This window comes from Pseudomonas sp. 9.2(2024) (assembly GCF_039695385.1).
Lineage (GTDB): Bacteria > Pseudomonadota > Gammaproteobacteria > Pseudomonadales > Pseudomonadaceae > Aquipseudomonas > Aquipseudomonas paraglycinae.
On sequence record NZ_CP155585.1, the window covers coordinates 1,787,389 to 1,803,927 of the forward strand.

Below are 16,539 nucleotides of genomic sequence, written 5' to 3' on the forward strand. Positions count from 1 at the left end.
CCCTGCTCGTCGTAACGGGAGCTGTATGTCGATACCAAGCTTGAAGTCTTATCTCTCCATTTTCGCCACCGTGCTGGTGCTCGGTCAGGCTGTTCCTGCAGTCCAGGCGGCTGAAGCGGCCAGTCCGGCCAACCTGCCTGATTTCACCCAACTGGTCGAACAGGCCTCGCCTGCGGTGGTGAACATCAGTACCACGCAAAAGCTGCCGGATCGCAAAGTGAACCAGCAGATGCCTGACCTGGAAGGCTTGCCACCGATGCTGCGCGAGTTCTTCGAGCGGGGCATGCCGCCGCAACAGCGTTCTCCGCGTGGTGATCGTCAGCGCGAAGCGCAATCGTTGGGTTCGGGCTTCATCATTTCGCCGGATGGCTACATCCTGACCAACAACCACGTAATCGCCGATGCCGATGAAATTCTCGTCCGTCTAGCAGATCGCAGTGAAATGAAAGCCAAGCTGATCGGCACCGACCCACGCTCCGACGTGGCGCTGCTGAAAATCGAAGGCAAGGATCTGCCAGTGCTGAAACTCGGCAAATCCCAAGACCTGAAAGCCGGTCAATGGGTGGTCGCAATCGGTTCGCCATTCGGCTTTGACCACACCGTGACCCAAGGCATCGTCAGTGCCGTCGGCCGCAGTCTGCCGAACGAAAACTACGTGCCATTCATCCAGACCGACGTGCCGATCAACCCGGGTAACTCCGGTGGCCCACTGTTCAACCTGAACGGTGAAGTGGTTGGGATCAACTCGCAGATCTATACCCGTTCCGGTGGCTTCATGGGCGTGTCGTTCGCCATTCCGATCGACGTGGCCATGGACGTTTCAAATCAGCTGAAAAGCGGCGGCAAAGTCAGCCGTGGCTGGTTGGGCGTCGTCATCCAGGAAGTGAACAAGGATCTGGCCGAGTCGTTCGGTCTGGATAAACCGGCCGGTGCGCTGGTTGCACAGATTCAGGATGATGGCCCGGCTGCCAAGGGCGGCCTGCAAGTGGGTGACGTGATCCTGAGCATGAACGGTCAACCGATCGTCATGTCCGCTGACCTGCCACATCTGGTGGGTGCTTTGAAGGCTGGCGCCAAAGCCAATCTCGAAGTGATTCGCGACGGCAAGCGCAAGAATGTCGAGCTGACTGTCGGCGCCATTCCGGACGAAGACAAGGAACTGGATGCCCTGCCGAAATCCGGTGCCGAGACCAACAGCAATCGTCTGGGTGTATCGGTTGCCGAGCTGAGCGCCGAGCAGAAGAAAACCTACGACCTGAAGGGCGGTGTGGTGATCAAGGAAGTGCAGGACGGTCCTGCGGCCCTGATCGGTCTGCAACCGGGCGACATCATCACACACCTGAACAATCAGGCCATTGGTTCTTCCAAGGAGTTTGCCGAGATCGCCAAGGCGCTGCCGAAGAACCGTTCGGTGTCGATGCGCGTTCTGCGTCAGGGCCGTGCCAGCTTCATTACCTTCAAACTGGCTGAATGATCCAGTTATCGAAGAAGTAAAAAAACCGCCTCGAAAGAGGCGGTTTTTTTGTGTCCGGAATTTGTCGCGGCGCGGGCTTAACCCATCATGTCCTTGACCATGCGCTCCTGCTCCATCAGTTCGCGCTGGCGGGCATCGATGCGTGAGGACAGCGGGAAGTTGCTGCCTGCCTTGCGCTTGGCGAAGTCCAGTTGCTGGATGGCCTGGCGGTAATCGCCGACCAGCGCGAAATATTCGGCACGGGCCTGATGCAGGCCAATGATGTTGCCGGACAGTCCGCGTGTTTCTGCAACCTGATACCAGACGTCCGGATCGTCCGGACGCGATTTCAACAAACCTTCCAGCGCCTTCTCCGCATCGGCGGTACGATTTTGTTTCAGCAGCAGATCGACGCGTACCTGGTTCAGCGGGTAGTTGCCTGGATACTGACTGAGCATCCGGTCAACGCGTGACTGGGCATCGGCCAACTTATTGTTGGTGATGTCCAGATCGACCTGCGCCAGGTTGTAGATGATCTCGTTCGGCGATTTCTCCAGCAGTTGCTTGAGATTCTCCCGTGCTTCGTTCAACTGACCGCCCTTGATCTGGGCGATCGCCAGACCATAGCGAGCCACGTCGTTTTTAGGGTTCTCATCCAGTTGCGCGCGGAAGCGCTTGGCACCAAGGCCCGGTGTTTCTTCGTAGGTCAACTGCACCCGCGCGCGGATCAGTTGGTAGCGCTTGCTGTCTTCGATGCCGCCGGGTTTAGCCTGTTCGGCGCGGTTGCGGGTGTCGGCGATACGCGATTCGGTGACCGGGTGAGTCAGCAGGAATTCCGGCGGCTTGGCGTCGAAACGATACTGGCGCATCAAACGCTCGAACATGGTCGGCATCGAGCGCGGATCGTAGCCTGCCTTCTCCAGATTGAGGATGCCGATGCGGTCGGCTTCCTGCTCGTTCTGGCGCGAGAAGCGCCGTTGCTCCTGGATCGCCGCCGCCTGAGTGCCGGCAATCGCTGCAATGCCGGCATCGCCTGCGCCTGCCGCAGCGATCACGATGCCGGCCAGCAGCGCCGCCATCATCGGCACCTGCATCCGCTGCGAAGCCTCGACGCCTCGGGCGAAGTGGCGTTGGGACAAGTGAGCCAGTTCGTGAGCCAGTACCGAGGCATATTCGCCCTCGGTCTGCGCATTGAGGAACAAACCGCCGTTGACCCCGACAATCCCGCCCGGCGCCGCAAAGGCGTTGAGCTGCGGGCTGTTGATCAGGATGAATTCCAGGCGTCGGTCATTGACCTGGCTGGTTTCCACCAGCTTATAGACGCTGGACTCGACGTAGTCCTTGAGCTGTGGATCGTTGAGCTGCGAAACCTGGCTGCGCAGCAAGGCCAGCCAGGCGCGACCCAGTTGATATTCCTGTTGTGGCGAGACGATGGCAGAGCTGGCGTCACCGAGTGACGGCAGGTCGTCGGCGAAGCCCGGTGAGGCGAGCAGGCAAGCGAGCGTCAGCAGGGTAGGGCGCAGAAATGTCATGCACAAAGCCTTAGTCGACAAAGACCTTACTGTAGCCGGACACCGGGCCTGCGACCAGATATTCTAGGCAGCCTGACCACCTGATCCGGAGTGACGCATGACCGACGCTGTAGCCCATGACTGTGAACTGGACGCCAGTGGCCTGAATTGTCCGTTGCCGTTGCTCAAGGCCAAGATGGAGCTGAACAAGCTGCCCAGTGGCGCGGTACTCAAGGTGATTGCCACGGATGCCGGCTCGCAACGCGACTTTCGCACCTTTGCCAAGTTGGCCGGTCATACGCTGCTGCGTGAAGAAGACGAGGCGGGTGTCTACCGTTACTGGCTGAAAAAAGCCTGAAACCGACCGCGTAAATGACCTAAGGAAAATTGATGTTCAAAGTGTTGCGCGACTGGATTCAGCGCTACTTCTCCGATGAGGAAGCGGTGGTGCTGGCGGTTTTGCTGTTTCTCGCCTTCACCGCGGTGCTGACACTGGGCGGAATGCTCGCGCCGGTGCTGGCCGGGATGGTGCTGGCGTACCTGATGCAGGGGCTGGTGGTTACGCTCGAACGCCTGCGCGTACCCGGCGGCGCGGCGGTCGGTCTGGTGTTTGCGCTGTTCATGGGCGTGCTGATGGTGTTCATCGTCGTGGTGCTGCCGTTGCTCTGGCATCAGTTGATCACCCTGTTCAACGAATTGCCTGGGATGCTCGCCAAGTGGCAATCGCTGCTGTTGTTGCTGCCCGAGCGCTATCCGCATCTGGTCTCCGACGAGCAGGTACTGCAAGCCATCGAAGCAGCGCGAGGCGAGATCGGCAAGTTCGGCCAGTGGGCGCTGACATTCTCGTTGTCGAGCCTGCCGCTGCTGGTGAACATCATGATCTATCTGGTGCTGGTGCCGATCCTGGTGTTCTTCTTCCTCAAGGATCGGGCAATGATCGGCGAGTGGGTGCGCGGCTATTTGCCGCGTGAGCGGGCGCTGATCACCCGGGTCGCCGAGGAAATGAACCGGCAGATCGCCAACTACATTCGCGGCAAGGTCATCGAAATCGTGATCTGTGGCGGCGTGACCTATATCGCTTTCGTCGCACTGGGTCTCAACTACGCGGCGCTGCTGGCCCTGTTGGTCGGCGTATCGGTGGTGGTGCCGTATGTCGGGGCGGTGGTGGTGACCGTACCGGTGCTGCTGATTGCGCTGTTCCAGTGGGGATGGAGCGATCAGTTCATCTACTTGATGGCGGTCTACGGAATCATCCAGACGCTGGACGGCAACGTGCTGGTGCCTTTGCTGTTCTCCGAAGCAGTCAATCTGCACCCGGTAGCGATCATCTGCGCGGTGCTGTTGTTCGGCGGGTTGTGGGGATTCTGGGGCGTGTTCTTCGCGATTCCGCTGGCAACGCTGTTCAAGGCTGTGCTTGATGCCTGGCCGCGCAAGGAGCCGGTGGTGGCGCCGCTGCTTTGAGAATGAATCGGCGCCCGCAAGGGCGCCGACAACATCAGGCCTTGTTCAGCGCCTGAGCAGCAGCCAGCACTGCATCGACATGTCCTGGCACCTTCACGCCGCGCCATTCCTGACGCAGTACACCGTTCTTGTCGATCAGGAAGGTGCTGCGATCAACGCCCAGGTATTCCTTGCCGTAGAGTTTTTTCAGCTTGATCACGTCGAACAGCTGGCAGACGGCTTCGTCCTTGTCGCTGATCAGCTCGAACGGAAACTCCTGCTTGCACTTGAAGTTCTCGTGGGACTTCAGGCTGTCGCGGGAAATCCCGAAGATTTCCGTGTTGGCAGCCTTGAATGCTGCGTATTGATCGCGAAATCCCTGGCCTTCGGTCGTGCAGCCCGGGGTGCTGTCCTTCGGATAGAAGTAGATCACCACTTGCTTGCCCTTGAGGGCCGACAGGCTGACAGTCTGCCCGCTGGTGGCAGGTGCTTCGAAATCCGTAACCGGTTGGTCGATGACAACGGCCATGAAAGCTTCCTTACATTGGGTTCTGTGGGCGCCACGGTTCGATCAGTGCATCCAGGTTCATGGCGTCGGCGAAATCCAGGAACTGGTCGCGCAGCCAGCTGATCTGGGTGCCGGCGGGCAGGGTCACGGTGAACGTGGCGTTGAGCATGGTGCCGCCGGTCTGCGGTGCCTGATAGGTATCGCACGTCAGGTTTTCCAGCTCGACGTTGTGATCCATGAAGAACTGGCACAGCTCGTTGATGATGTCCGGACGGTACGCCGAAGACACGTAAGCCACGTACGGCAGGGCTTGCGGACGGTTTTCCAGGGCGGCGCTGCGCACCACGTTGACGGTGAACGCATGACGCTTGGCCAGCACGGGCAGGCTGCCTTCCAGGCGGGCCAGGGCGTCCCAGCTGCCCGAAACTTCGAGCACCAGCGCGCTGCACTCGCCGTGGCGGGTCAGGCGCGAAGTGACGACCGCACAGCGGTTTTCATGGCTGGCGCGGCACAGGACGTTGGTCAGCTCCATGGGATTGGCGCCGAGGGCACTGATGACAAGGAATTGTTCGCGAACTGTGGGGGTGGACATGCAGCATTCCTAAAGCGATGAGCGGTCGGTAGGGAGAGAGGCGTTGATTGCCGGGGCAATGACTGTCCGGAAGGCCCGATTCGTGTGGCGTTACGGCTCCATGAACAAGCAAGCGTACGGCAACGACACTGGAACGGGGCCCGGGAGGCCGAAACGGGAGACTGGAACCCGGCGTACAAGCTGATCAGTACCGATCAAAGTCTGAAGGGTAGCGAAAAGCGGCGCCAAGGGGAATGGCGGCACAGTACTTCGCTTGTGCAAGCATCTTGGCGCCAGTACCATTACCGCTCTCTTTTTCCGGCAGGAGCGGTTTCATGATTGCGGGCAGTATGGTGGCACTGGTCACACCCATGGATGCACAAGGGCGTCTTGACTGGGACAGCCTCAGCAAACTCGTGGACTTCCATCTCAAGAACGGCACTCATGCCATTGTCGCGGTCGGCACCACCGGCGAGTCGGCAACCCTTGATGTAGAAGAACACATCGCCGTCATCAAAGCCGTGGTCAAACAGGTTGCCGGTCGCATTCCGGTGATCGCCGGTACCGGCGCCAACTCGACCCGCGAAGCTGTCGAGCTGACCCGCAATGCCAAAGAAGCCGGCGCCGATGCCTGCCTGCTGGTAGTCCCGTACTACAACAAGCCGACCCAGGAAGGCCTGTACCAGCACTTCAAGCACATCGCCGAAGCGGTCGACATCCCGCAGATTCTCTACAACGTTCCTGGCCGCACCTCCTGCGACATGCAGGCCGAGACCGTGATCCGCCTGTCCACCGTGCCGAATATCATCGGCATCAAGGAAGCGACCGGCGACCTGAAACGCGCCAAGGCGATCATCGACGGTGTGAGCAAGGACTTCATCGTGCTGTCCGGCGATGATCCGACCGCAGTCGAGCTGATTCTGCTGGGCGGCAAGGGCAACATCTCCGTCACCGCCAACGTCGCCCCGCGCGAAATGGCCGACCTGTGCGAGGCCGCGCTCAAGGGCGACGCCGAGACCGCACGGGCCATCAACGAAAAACTGATGCCGCTGCACAAGGACCTGTTCATCGAAGCCAACCCGATTCCTGTGAAGTGGGCTTTGGTCGAAATGGGCCTGATGCACGAAGGCATCCGCCTGCCGCTGACCTGGCTGAGCACACCTTGTCATGAAACGTTGCGCTCGGCCCTGCGCCAGTGCAGCGTCCTGGTTTAATTGAGGAAGTACAACGCATGAAGCGAATGGCCGGACTTTCCGCACTTGCCTTGATTATCTCCAGCACCAGTGGCTGCGGATGGGTCTGGGGCCCGGAAGGTTATTTCCGTGACCGTGGTAGCGATTACCTGGAAGCGCAACAGACTGCACCGATGCAACTGCCACCGGATGTCAGCACCTCCAAGCGCCTGGATCCGCTGCTGCCGATCCCGCGCAACGTGGCCGACGACACCGCCAAGGGTGAATACATCGTTCCGCGCCCTCAACCGCTGTCGACCGTTGCCGACGCCAGCGACTACTCGCTGCAGAAGAGCGGTGATTCGCGTTGGGTCATGGCCCAGCACCCACCGGCCGAAGTCTGGCCAGTGGCGGTGCAGTACTTCCAGGACAACGGTTTCCGTCTGGATGAACAGCGCCCGCAAACCGGTGAATTCACCACTACCTGGCAGCATTCCGACGAACTGTCCGCCGCCATGGCCAAGCGCCTGAGCGCCGCCGGCGTCAGCACCGACAGCGAAACCCGCGTGCGGGTGCGCATCGAGCCAGGCGTGCAGCGCAACACCAGTGAAGTATATGTGGTCAGCGCCGAGCGTCCTGCCGGCAGCACCGCCAATGTCGATTTCACCAACCGTTCGGTCAACACTGGCCTGGACGCTGCACTGGTCGACGACATGCTCGCAAGCATGAGCCGTACCTCCGAGAAGGGTGGTTCGGTGTCGATGCTGGCTTCGCGTGATTTCGATACCCCGAGCCGTGTCAGCCTGAGTGAAGACGGCAGCGGCAACCCGGTACTGAACGTCGGTACGGACCTGGATCGTGCCTGGTCGAGCGTCGGTCGTGCGCTGGAACAGGGCGAATGGCGCGTTGAAGACATCAACCGCAGCCTGGGTCTCTACTACATCAACTTGTCCGAAAAGGCCGAGAAGAAAGACGAGAAGCCTGGTTTCTTCAGCAGCCTGTTCGGCAGCGCGCCGACCAAGGAAGAAGTTGAAGCTCGCGCCGAGCGTTATCAGGTTCGCCTGAGCAAGGTCGGCGAGAACGTTCAGGTGACCGTCGAGAAAAACATCAACACCGTTGCGCCGGCCGATGTGGCTCGCAAAGTGTTGAGCGTGATTCAGGACAACCTGGGCTGATCCAATGCGTTTTGCCGTTCTCGGCAGCGGTAGCCAAGGGAACGGCACGCTGATCGCCAGTGCTGATACGTATGTGCTGGTGGATTGTGGTTTTTCCCTGCGGGAAACCGAAAAACGCCTGTTGCGCCTGGGTGTGAACCCGGCGCAACTGAGCGCGATACTCGTAACCCACGAACATGCCGACCACGTGCATGGCGTGGGTTTGCTGTCTCGGCGCTACAATCTGCCTGTCTACCTCAGTCGCGGCACACTGCGCGGGATGCGCAAACCGATTGAACCTGCCGGTTTCGTGACCGGTGGCGAGCAACTGCAGATCGGTGCTCTGAACATCGGGGTCATTGCCGTGGCCCATGATGCGCAGGAACCGACCCAGTACGTATTCAGTGACGGTGAGCGGCGCTTCGGCCTGCTGACTGACCTGGGCTCTTACTGCGAGCGGGTGCTGGACGGTTATCGGGACCTCGATGCGTTGATGATCGAGTCCAACCATTGTCGCGACATGCTGGCCCGTGGTCATTACCCGTACTTTCTCAAGCAGCGGGTGGGCGGCGAGCTGGGACATTTGAACAACCATCAGGCGGCATTCCTGGTGGCGGAGTTGGGCTGGCAAGGCCTGCAACACCTGGTCCTGGCCCATCTGAGCAGCAAGAACAACCTGCCGCAGCTGGCCCGGCAATGTTTTGTCGACACCCTCGGGTGCGACCCGGACTGGCTGCAACTGGCCGATCAAGATTCAGGGCTCGACTGGCGCCACATCGCCTAGCCCATCTACTTAGCAAGCGGAGCCCATCATGGAAAAACGTGAAGAACTCTACCGCGGCAAAGCCAAATCGGTTTACAAGACCGACGACGCTGACCGCTTGATCCTGCTGTTTCGCAACGACACTTCGGCGTTCGACGGCAAGCGCATCGAGCAGCTCGACCGCAAAGGCATGGTGAACAACAAGTTCAACGCCTTCATCATGCAGAAACTCGAAGCGGCCGGCATTCCGACCCAGTTCGACAAGCTGCTGGCCGACAACGAAGTGCTGGTGAAAAAACTCGACATGATCCCGGTCGAGTGCGTCGTGCGTAACTACGCCGCCGGCAGCCTGGTCAAGCGTCTGGGCGTCGAGGAGGGCATGAAGCTCAACCCGTACACCTTCGAACTGTTCCTGAAGGACGACGCCAAGGGCGACCCGTTCATCAACGAATCCCACGTCGTGGCATTCGGCTGGGGCACCGCCGAGCAACTGGCGCGCATGAAAGAACTGTCGCTCAAGGTCAACGAAGTCCTGAGCAAACTGTTCGACGACGCCGGCCTGCTGCTGGTGGACTTCAAACTTGAATTCGGCGTGTTCAGCGACGGCTCCATCGTCCTGGGCGACGAGTTCAGCCCGGACGGCTGCCGTCTGTGGGACAAGGACACCAAGAAGAAGATGGACAAGGACCGCTTCCGCCAGGGCCTCGGTGACGTCATCGAAGCCTACGAAGAAGTCGCCAACCGTCTGGGCGTACCGCTTTAATCGACGCAAGCATCTGATAGCACGGAGAAATTTTCGAAAGAGGGTTTGCTTTCGGTAAAAGTGTTGTTATGATGCGCGCCGTTGGAGAGATGCCAGAGTGGCCGAATGGGACGGATTCGAAATCCGTTGTACCTTCACCGGTACCTAGGGTTCGAATCCCTATCTCTCCGCCATACATAGAAAAAGCCCCGTAGATGAAAATCTACGGGGCTTTTTCGTTTGCGCTTGGAAAGCGTGTTTTGCTAGTAGAGCCGTTCAGATCGTTTTTGTCCGCGTAGGGAAAATAAATCTGCCGCCGCTGTAGTCATGAATTATAGGAGGGGGCTCTTGCTGCCGGTGCGCCAAGAGATCCAAGCGGGGGGGCGGAAGCCGGGAAGTGATGAGTCACAATTACTCGGCCCGTTGGAGCAGTTATGGAAAATTAGCTGTAGCTAATCGAATGTTTGTTTTCGACTAGAAGCGAAGTGTCGAGATGAGAGCTGAGAGCGGCAAACGACGCTGATTTTTTCGGGTAACATTACCGTTTATCTCTTGCTCGAGGAATGAGCTTGCCAGCATTTCACGTGGACTCCATCCAACATTGGGAGCCCTTCGAGCATGATGGGGTGTCATATGACCTGGGCCATTTAGATAGCCATGAAGTCCTTTTCCAAAAGGAGGAGGGTAGGGAGGCAATCCGCTTCGTGGTCACCTATGGTTTGCACTGTTTCACCAAAAACGACACCGAGCATAATATTCCACTCGAATACCCCGATGGTCGCGAAAGTCAGTTGGTCTGCCTTGAGCGCTATGAAGCTTCGAAGCAGCTGAGGGGGATGTTAGAAAAACTTGCGGGCGCCACGGTCTACCAGACCCAAGGCGAAAGCTTTTTCACTTTGGACGTGATGAATAATGCGAGCGGTGAAGTGGAGCCATTCAAAATTTGCATGGCTATCTTTCGTGAGCATCGGGTGTTGCGTATACATGTGACCAGCGCGTTCTTTGTGCGGATGGGTGAAGGTTCGCCCGGTGTACCGGTCAGGAAGAAGGGCTTCAGTATTTTTAAAGTGGCTGCTGACACAAGAGCTAAGCCGAAAGGGCAATGTCCGAAAGAAGTCCGGAACAGACGCAAGGCATAAAATGGGGCATCCAGAAACGGCGAATCCCTCTCTAGGAGGGATTCTCAGCCGTCGATGTGCATGCATCTCGACGGGGCAGGTCGTTCTTGCGTCGCGCTCGGCGAACTGGTTTCCCAGTAACGGGGTGCGATCCTTTCGGATCCCTGTAACCACCCTGTGGTACACGACTAAGTCGCAAGCTAATGATAGAGAATCCATCATAACTATGTCAACAAAGCCGAATAACTGACCGAAGTCCTGAAGAGAATTGCACTCCCGAAAGCGCTGATTGCCATATGGGAGGCATCATGAATGCGAATTGATGGCAGCAGCCAAAATAATGGCGTAAGATTAATTTAGAATGGGTATTGACAATAAATTGGCTCTAGGTATGCTGAGGCAACCGCCGCATCGCGGCGGTTGCCTCAGCATACCTAGAGCGAAAAGCAGTTGACGTATCTGTCAACTCGACCTATTCTCCGCGCATCCCGCCCAAGGCTGTAAGCCGTCCAAACCATCCAGGACGTGCCGAACCCTTGGGCGTTTTGCTATCTGGAGGAAAGTCATGCCCACAGCGGTTTTGGTTGACGGCGCCTACTTCATAAAGCGTTTTCGAAGGATCGAGCCTCAAAATGCTTACAGTGCGGAACGAGCCGCAGATCTTGTTCATCGATGGGCTACAGCCCATTTAAGCAAAATGATACCCCGCCTAAACGGCCAAGCCCACGATCAACAGCAGCGCCATAGAAGAGAGCTTTACCGCATTTTTTTCTATGACTGCCCTCCGTTAGATACCAAACAACACAATCCGATTTCTAAGAAAGCTGTCGACTTCTCTAAGTCAAAGGAAGCTTTGTTCCGAAAGGAATTACACTCCCGACTTCGGAGTAAGCGTAAGGTCGCGTTACGACTTGGTCACCTGTCGAAGGACGTCAAATGGACGATAAAGCCTGCGAAAATTGCAGATCTTTTGAAGGGTGTAATTCAGATAGCTGATCTGACTGAAAATGATGTCAGTATGGATACGCGACAAAAAGGCGTTGATATGAGGATCGGGGTTGATGTCGCGTCCTTATCGTTCAAAAAACAGGTGGACCAAATAGTTCTTTTTGCTGGCGACGCAGACTTCGTTCCCGCTGCAAAAATGGCTCGCCGTGAGGGTATAGATTTTATTCTCGATCCAATGTGGCAAAGTATTCCAGATGGGCTGATGGAGCATATCGACGGACTGCGTTCTACCTGCCCTAAGCCACCTCGAATGAATGGTGAGTAAGTTTTGCATGCCGGGGTTTGGGCAGATTTATTATGACTCTGGCGCCAAGGATGGTTTCCTTCTCTTTCCATGTCATTGCTATTGAAAGCCCCGTAGCTGAGCCGCAGCGGGGCTTTTTCGTTTTTTGCTGGATGATTGATCAGTGAAGTAATCGTTATTTTTCTCTGCTCAGCGTTCTGGCTGGGCTCGGCGAAACCACCTTCATCACATCATCAATAACCGCCTTCCCCATCTCCGTCAGGAAATGCGCAGCCCAGGCATATCGATCGGTTTCTCGAATAAACGCTGCATCCTCTGCAAGCGCTTTGGCAAGGGCCAACAGGTCGGAGGCTTGTGACAACGCTTCGCTAATGGGGACGCCAGCGCTAACGCTGAATAGTGGATTGTCCGAGCAGTAGAGAAACGGTGTGGAGCCGACGGTTTTTTCTTCTGCTTTGTCAGTCATTCTTCACCTCCGTATGCGCTCGACATGAAGAGAGGTAAAGCGGGGAGGAGAGGCTTTCGTAATCGGTTGCTGGTGTGCATTTTTCAATTCCCTTGATTTTTGAGCTGCCGCATCCGATACCAAGCGAATGGGGTGGCAGCTATGCGCGGGTTGGTAAACCGGGGAATCAAGGAAACCGGCACGGCCGAAGCCGTCCCACGCACAGCCGCCATAAAACAGAATTACAGACGAACATCGGCCGTAATTGTATGGGGACGCTGGTGCGCCTTATTCCGTCGGGTTACCAAGCCCGGCCGCTGAATGTGCAGCGACGTCTTGAGAATATCCCGCCGAAAGAAAGGCCAACAAGGCAGCAACCGGCCGTAATGCACAGCTACAGCCCATTCACACGCAACTCGCGGATTCTGCCTACAAGCTCGTTTTGAGTCACCTGATTATTCTTGTCGGCGTGATGCTCAAACCCGATAGCGACGAGGAAGTACCCTATGAACGTGATGGGCTACAACGGCTTCAGCGCCCGCGTTGAGTACAGCGACGAGGATGGTCTGTTTATCGGTCATATCGCGGGAATAAGGGATGTCGTGGGGTTTCATGGCGAGTCGATCAACGAACTCCGCAAGTCATTTGAAGAAGCCGTCAGAGACTATCTGGAAACCTGCGCCCGACTTGGGGCGAATAAACGAAAGCCCCGTAGATGAAAAGCTGCGGGGCTTTTTCGTTTCCGATCCAACGCAATTCGATACCCCCAACTACTTCTGCCCCAAACCCACCACTTCCCAACTATCATCCGGATCAAACCGCTTCATCGCCTTCGCCACTTTCTCTCCATTCGGCCCGAGGTCCTTCTGAAACACCTGGCCCTCATGGCTGATCATGAAGCTCATCACCCCGGTGTCGGCATACTTCGCAGGCCAGGCGATCAAGGCGAATCCGCGACTCATCTTGTCTCCAATCAGATAGCTGTAAGCGCCGCCCGGGGCTGACGGGCCTTGGGCGTCGAGGATGCGGAAGTGGTAGCCGTGCCAGTCTTCGTCGTTGATGGCCTGGCCAAAGGCAGGGCCGAGGGGGCTGATCTGGTTGGTGTCGTCTTCTGGCCAATAGAGGCCGTCGTGTTTGCCGGGGGAGCTGAAGATTTTCTGTGCGTATTCGAGGGCGCCGTCGCCGTCGCGGTCTTCCGAGGCGTAGTCCATTTGCGCATCGTGGTAGGCCAGCGCCGATTGCACTGCCGCCAGTTCGTTGCGGCCGATGCGGCGGGCACGGATTTCGGCCTTTGCGGCGTTCATGTCGAAGCGCCAGCCGGTTTTGTCTTTGATGAGCGGGATGGGCAGCGTCCAGTGATCGGGCCCGACGGAGAGCACGGCCTTGCTGTCGCCTGTCTTTTCCAGCGTGTGCTGTTCGCGGTATTGCTGCAGGAAGGCATCGACATCGCTGCGCTGCACGCCTTCACGGGGAATGAAGCTGTGCCATTCCTCGCCCAGCAGTTCGGTCAGGCGTTTTTGGTCGGCGTGTTGCGTACCGAGGGCTTCGACGAAGGCGTCAGCGGCTTTTTCCGGGGTTGGAAATACTTGCTGGGCCGAGACGAAGGTCGAGAATGCGAGGCCGGCAGCGAGGGTCAGGCAGCTCCTGACCAGAGAATGAATGTTCATCGGCGGCCACCTCCTCTCTGACGCATGCCCCCGCCGGATGGCCGGCTGATCTGATGTCCGGCGGCGCGGGAGGTGTTGGGACGTTGCGCGGAAATCTGGCTGGCCCGGCCGCGATCAGCCTGGACTCGGGTCTGCGACGGGGAGCGCGCGCCAGCGAAAGCGTTGTTCCGCGCACTACCCGCTGCAGGTCGGGCCTGGGACGCACGGTTGTCACGTTGATTAACGCCCGGCTGGCGCGCCTCCCGCGTGTTGGCTTGAGCGCGGTCGGCGGCTCTGGGTCTGTCCGCACCGCCCTGCATCCGGTTGCCGGCATTGGCAGATTGCGCTTCGCGGACTTGATTGCGGGCTTCCCGATTGCTGGTGGCGGGGCGTTCAAAACCGGCTTTGTCCATCGAACTGCGCGCCCGTTCCCGAGCCTGCGCCCGCTGCGCGTTGTCGCCGCGATAGGCGTCACGCTGAGCCGCACCGTCCAGCTGCCGGCCATACCGGGCGCGGCTGCGGTTGTCACGATAGGGCACGCCATCGCGATGCACGGTGTTGTGCTGCCACTTGTTCTGGTTGTTGGTGATGCGGTTATTGCCGTTGATATTGTTGTAACGGTTCACATCGATGTCGATGTCGTTATTGCCCCAGTCGCAGTCGCCCCACAACGACGCGACGACCGCCACGCCCGTACCGAAAGCCAATCCTGCCACCAGTGCCTGACCCGGGTAGTAAGCGGGCGGCGGCGGGTAATACACCGGCGGCGAGGCCGGATAAGGCCAGGTGCCGTAAGTGGTCGTCGGGTTATAGGTCGGGACGTAGACCACCTGCGGATCGGCGGGCTGAATGATGATGGTCGTGTTGTCGGCCGGTTTGGTTGTCCCGGCAGAGATGGGCGGCGTTACGTTCTGCACGGTCACATTCTGATATTGATTGCTCTGCAGATTGCCCGCCGCCTGAGCCTGACGCCGCAAACGCTGAACGCCCGCCATGAGTTCGTCAGGCTGAGCCAGAAAGGCATCCCCCAGACGTTGCACCCAGACCGGATCCTGCCCCAGTGTCGCCAAAACCTGCGGAAACGCCACCAACGCCTGCACGCTCGGATCCCACGTCTGGCTGGCTACTCGCTTGACTGCGTCATCGCCCTTGGCGTCCGGATGGGCCTTGGACCAGGCTGCGGCTTCGGCGACTTCTCCCGGATAGGTGGTGGCCATCAGCACTTGAGCGAGCAGTGGATCGGGATACAGGGCAATCGACGCGAGCATCTGATCGAGCTGTTCCGTGGTAAACACGGCATCTTTGGTCGCAGCGCTGGCAGCTGCCGGGGCCGCAGGCGCATCGGCGGCCTGCAACAAGAGCGGTGCAACGCTCAAGGCGAGCAGGAGCGACGCGGCACGCAAGAGCGAACTGTGCATGACCTTTTCCCCACATCCAAATGGCAGGTTTGCAACACGCGAGGCATCAACGGCCAACATCGGACGCTGCGCCGTGAAGGAGGATGGTTGGCGATTGGCGTTCCGTCAAAAACTGCACAGGCTTTTTCGAAATAAGCACGTTGTCTGTGACTTACTGCACGTTTCCTTGCGTTTTGCGATAAATGACTAAACTTTCCGGTTCCAGGTCATGCATTGCCAACGAGCCTGGCTGTCGTTCCAACCCGAGAGGTCTGGTCATGGCAAAGGGAAAGAAGAAAGACTCGCCCCGAGAAAAAACTGACGAACATACAAAACTGTCAAACAAGGACTACCTTGCCGAGCTGCGCCGTTTGCATATCGAACTGGTGAAAATGCAGGAATGGGTAAAGGCCGAAGGCATCAAGATCTGCATCATCTTCGAAGGCCGTGACGGTGCGGGCAAGGGCGGTACCATCAAGGCGCTCACCGAACGGGTCAGCCCGCGGGTCTTTCGCGTCATCGCGTTGCCGGCCCCGACCGATCGAGAGAAGAGCCAGATGTATATGCAGCGTTATCTGCCACATTTGCCGGCGGCCGGCGAAGTGGTGATCTTCGACCGCAGTTGGTACAACCGCGCCGGCGTCGAGCGGGTGATGGGCTTTTGCACGGACAAACAGGTCGACAAGTTTCTCAAGACCGTGCCGCTGGTGGAGCGCGCAGTTGTCGGTTCGGGGGTGATCCTGCTCAAGTACTGGCTGAATGTCAGCCAGGAAGAACAGACCCGGCGCCTGGAGGCGCGCATTGTCGACGGGCGCAAGATCTGGAAACTGTCGCCGATGGATCTCAAGTCCTACAGCCGCTGGTATGACTACTCCCGGGCGCGGGACGACATGATCGAAGCGACCGACACCGATTACGCACCGTGGCTGGTGGCCAACTCGAACGACAAGCGTCGGGCGCGGCTCAATATCATCTCCGACCTACTCAGTCGCATTCCCTACAAAGAAGTGCCGCGAGAGAAGGTGACTTTGCCCAAGCGGCAGAAACCGGGGGGATACAAAGAGTCGGATTATCCCTTCAGGCACATTCCCGAAAGGTTCTGAAGCAACTTCAGAAGTCGCCGGAGCTGCCAACTCAGGCAGCCCGGCGTCCTGGACAGTCCTCAGATCTCCTTGACCGGGGTCTCTTCCTGCACACCCTTGATCAACTCGATCACATGCAGACAATCCGCCTTGTTCACATACGATTCGCCACTGGCGACCGTCTCGTGGTTGCCTGCCCGTAGCCGCCAGCGCCATTGGCCCTTGCCGGTGCTCGGGGTGCCCTTGGATTGCCTGTAAATCTCGAAATACATTCAGTTCGCTCCA

General features: G+C 58.3%; 17 protein-coding genes, 1 tRNA gene and 1 pseudogene. 12 read left to right on the forward strand and 7 right to left on the reverse strand.

Translation table 11 applies throughout. The features are described 5' to 3' along the window. Positions 1-25 precede the first annotated feature (25 nt). Positions 26-1,474 (forward strand): DegQ family serine endoprotease, encoded by a 1,449-nt coding sequence (locus ABFB52_RS08035; RefSeq protein WP_085747221.1) that lies wholly within the window; start codon positions 26-28, stop codon positions 1,472-1,474. A gap of 77 nt (positions 1,475-1,551) precedes the next feature. Here ABFB52_RS08035 and ABFB52_RS08040 read toward each other — a convergent pair whose 3' ends face one another. Continuing rightward, on the reverse strand, positions 1,552-2,985 hold the full coding sequence (locus tag ABFB52_RS08040; protein ID WP_011332906.1) for a M48 family metalloprotease: 1,434 nt from the start codon (positions 2,983-2,985) through the stop codon (positions 1,552-1,554). 97 nt (positions 2,986-3,082) lie between these two features. On the opposite strand from ABFB52_RS08040, the gene ABFB52_RS08045 reads away from it, so the two are divergent. Next, a complete protein-coding gene (locus ABFB52_RS08045) occupies positions 3,083-3,322 on the forward strand; it encodes a sulfurtransferase TusA family protein (RefSeq protein ID WP_007958011.1) in 240 nt (79 codons plus the stop codon). A 32-nt stretch (positions 3,323-3,354) separates the two neighbouring features. Further along, positions 3,355-4,425, forward strand: coding sequence for an AI-2E family transporter (locus ABFB52_RS08050; protein WP_007958012.1), 1,071 nt, complete (start codon positions 3,355-3,357; stop codon positions 4,423-4,425). A gap of 34 nt (positions 4,426-4,459) precedes the next feature. Here ABFB52_RS08050 and ABFB52_RS08055 read toward each other — a convergent pair whose 3' ends face one another. Then, entirely contained in the window at positions 4,460-4,933 is a 474-nt protein-coding gene (locus ABFB52_RS08055; RefSeq protein ID WP_064594118.1) for a peroxiredoxin, read from the reverse strand. A 10-nt stretch (positions 4,934-4,943) separates the two neighbouring features. Continuing rightward, a complete protein-coding gene (locus ABFB52_RS08060) occupies positions 4,944-5,504 on the reverse strand; it encodes a glycine cleavage system protein R (RefSeq protein ID WP_007958014.1) in 561 nt (186 codons plus the stop codon). Positions 5,505-5,818: 314 nt separating this feature from the next. Between ABFB52_RS08060 and dapA the strand changes: the two genes are divergently transcribed. The 7 genes from dapA (at position 5,819) to ABFB52_RS08095 (ending at position 11,705) form a co-directional block, all read left to right on the forward strand. Continuing rightward, complete coding sequence (gene dapA / locus ABFB52_RS08065) at positions 5,819-6,697, forward strand: 4-hydroxy-tetrahydrodipicolinate synthase (protein WP_085747220.1); 879 nt, start codon at positions 5,819-5,821, stop codon at positions 6,695-6,697. Positions 6,698-6,714: 17 nt separating this feature from the next. Beyond that, a complete protein-coding gene (bamC, locus tag ABFB52_RS08070; RefSeq protein WP_064383102.1) occupies positions 6,715-7,830 on the forward strand; it encodes an outer membrane protein assembly factor BamC in 1,116 nt (371 codons plus the stop codon). A 4-nt stretch (positions 7,831-7,834) separates the two neighbouring features. After that, a complete protein-coding gene (locus ABFB52_RS08075; protein ID WP_007958017.1) occupies positions 7,835-8,593 on the forward strand; it encodes an MBL fold metallo-hydrolase in 759 nt (252 codons plus the stop codon). Positions 8,594-8,621: 28 nt separating this feature from the next. Next, positions 8,622-9,335 (forward strand): phosphoribosylaminoimidazolesuccinocarboxamide synthase, encoded by a 714-nt coding sequence (gene purC / locus ABFB52_RS08080; RefSeq protein ID WP_007958019.1) that lies wholly within the window; start codon positions 8,622-8,624, stop codon positions 9,333-9,335. 83 nt (positions 9,336-9,418) lie between these two features. Then, positions 9,419-9,508: transfer RNA gene (locus ABFB52_RS08085), tRNA-Ser, on the forward strand. Positions 9,509-9,883: 375 nt separating this feature from the next. After that, entirely contained in the window at positions 9,884-10,453 is a 570-nt protein-coding gene (locus ABFB52_RS08090) for a hypothetical protein (RefSeq protein WP_129972859.1), read from the forward strand. Between the two features lie 544 nt (positions 10,454-10,997). After that, positions 10,998-11,705, forward strand: coding sequence for an NYN domain-containing protein (locus tag ABFB52_RS08095; protein ID WP_129972858.1), 708 nt, complete (start codon positions 10,998-11,000; stop codon positions 11,703-11,705). Positions 11,706-11,859: 154 nt separating this feature from the next. On the opposite strand, the gene ABFB52_RS08100 is transcribed toward ABFB52_RS08095, so the two are convergent. Next, positions 11,860-12,150 (reverse strand): DUF3077 domain-containing protein, encoded by a 291-nt coding sequence (locus tag ABFB52_RS08100; protein WP_129972857.1) that lies wholly within the window; start codon positions 12,148-12,150, stop codon positions 11,860-11,862. A gap of 485 nt (positions 12,151-12,635) precedes the next feature. Here ABFB52_RS08100 and ABFB52_RS08105 point away from each other — a divergent pair. Next, positions 12,636-12,845 (forward strand): annotated as a pseudogene (locus ABFB52_RS08105) (type II toxin-antitoxin system HicB family antitoxin); the annotation flags it as partial. A gap of 54 nt (positions 12,846-12,899) precedes the next feature. Here ABFB52_RS08105 and ABFB52_RS08110 read toward each other — a convergent pair. Next, positions 12,900-13,796, reverse strand: a complete 897-nt coding sequence (locus ABFB52_RS08110) for a DUF2950 domain-containing protein (RefSeq protein ID WP_129972855.1) — start codon at positions 13,794-13,796, stop codon at positions 12,900-12,902. Next, positions 13,793-15,193 (reverse strand): DUF3300 domain-containing protein, encoded by a 1,401-nt coding sequence (locus ABFB52_RS08115; protein WP_129972854.1) that lies wholly within the window; start codon positions 15,191-15,193, stop codon positions 13,793-13,795. The genes ABFB52_RS08110 and ABFB52_RS08115 overlap by 4 nt, the downstream gene beginning before the upstream one ends. A gap of 257 nt (positions 15,194-15,450) precedes the next feature. Between ABFB52_RS08115 and ppk2 the strand changes: the two genes are divergently transcribed. Next, positions 15,451-16,275 carry a polyphosphate kinase 2 gene (gene ppk2 / locus ABFB52_RS08120; RefSeq protein ID WP_129972853.1) on the forward strand — a complete coding sequence of 275 codons (825 nt, stop codon included), beginning with the start codon at positions 15,451-15,453 and terminating at the stop codon, positions 16,273-16,275. Between the two features lie 59 nt (positions 16,276-16,334). Here ppk2 and ABFB52_RS08125 read toward each other — a convergent pair whose 3' ends face one another. Then, complete coding sequence (locus ABFB52_RS08125) at positions 16,335-16,526, reverse strand: DUF1508 domain-containing protein (RefSeq protein ID WP_129972852.1); 192 nt, start codon at positions 16,524-16,526, stop codon at positions 16,335-16,337. Positions 16,527-16,539 lie beyond the last annotated feature (13 nt).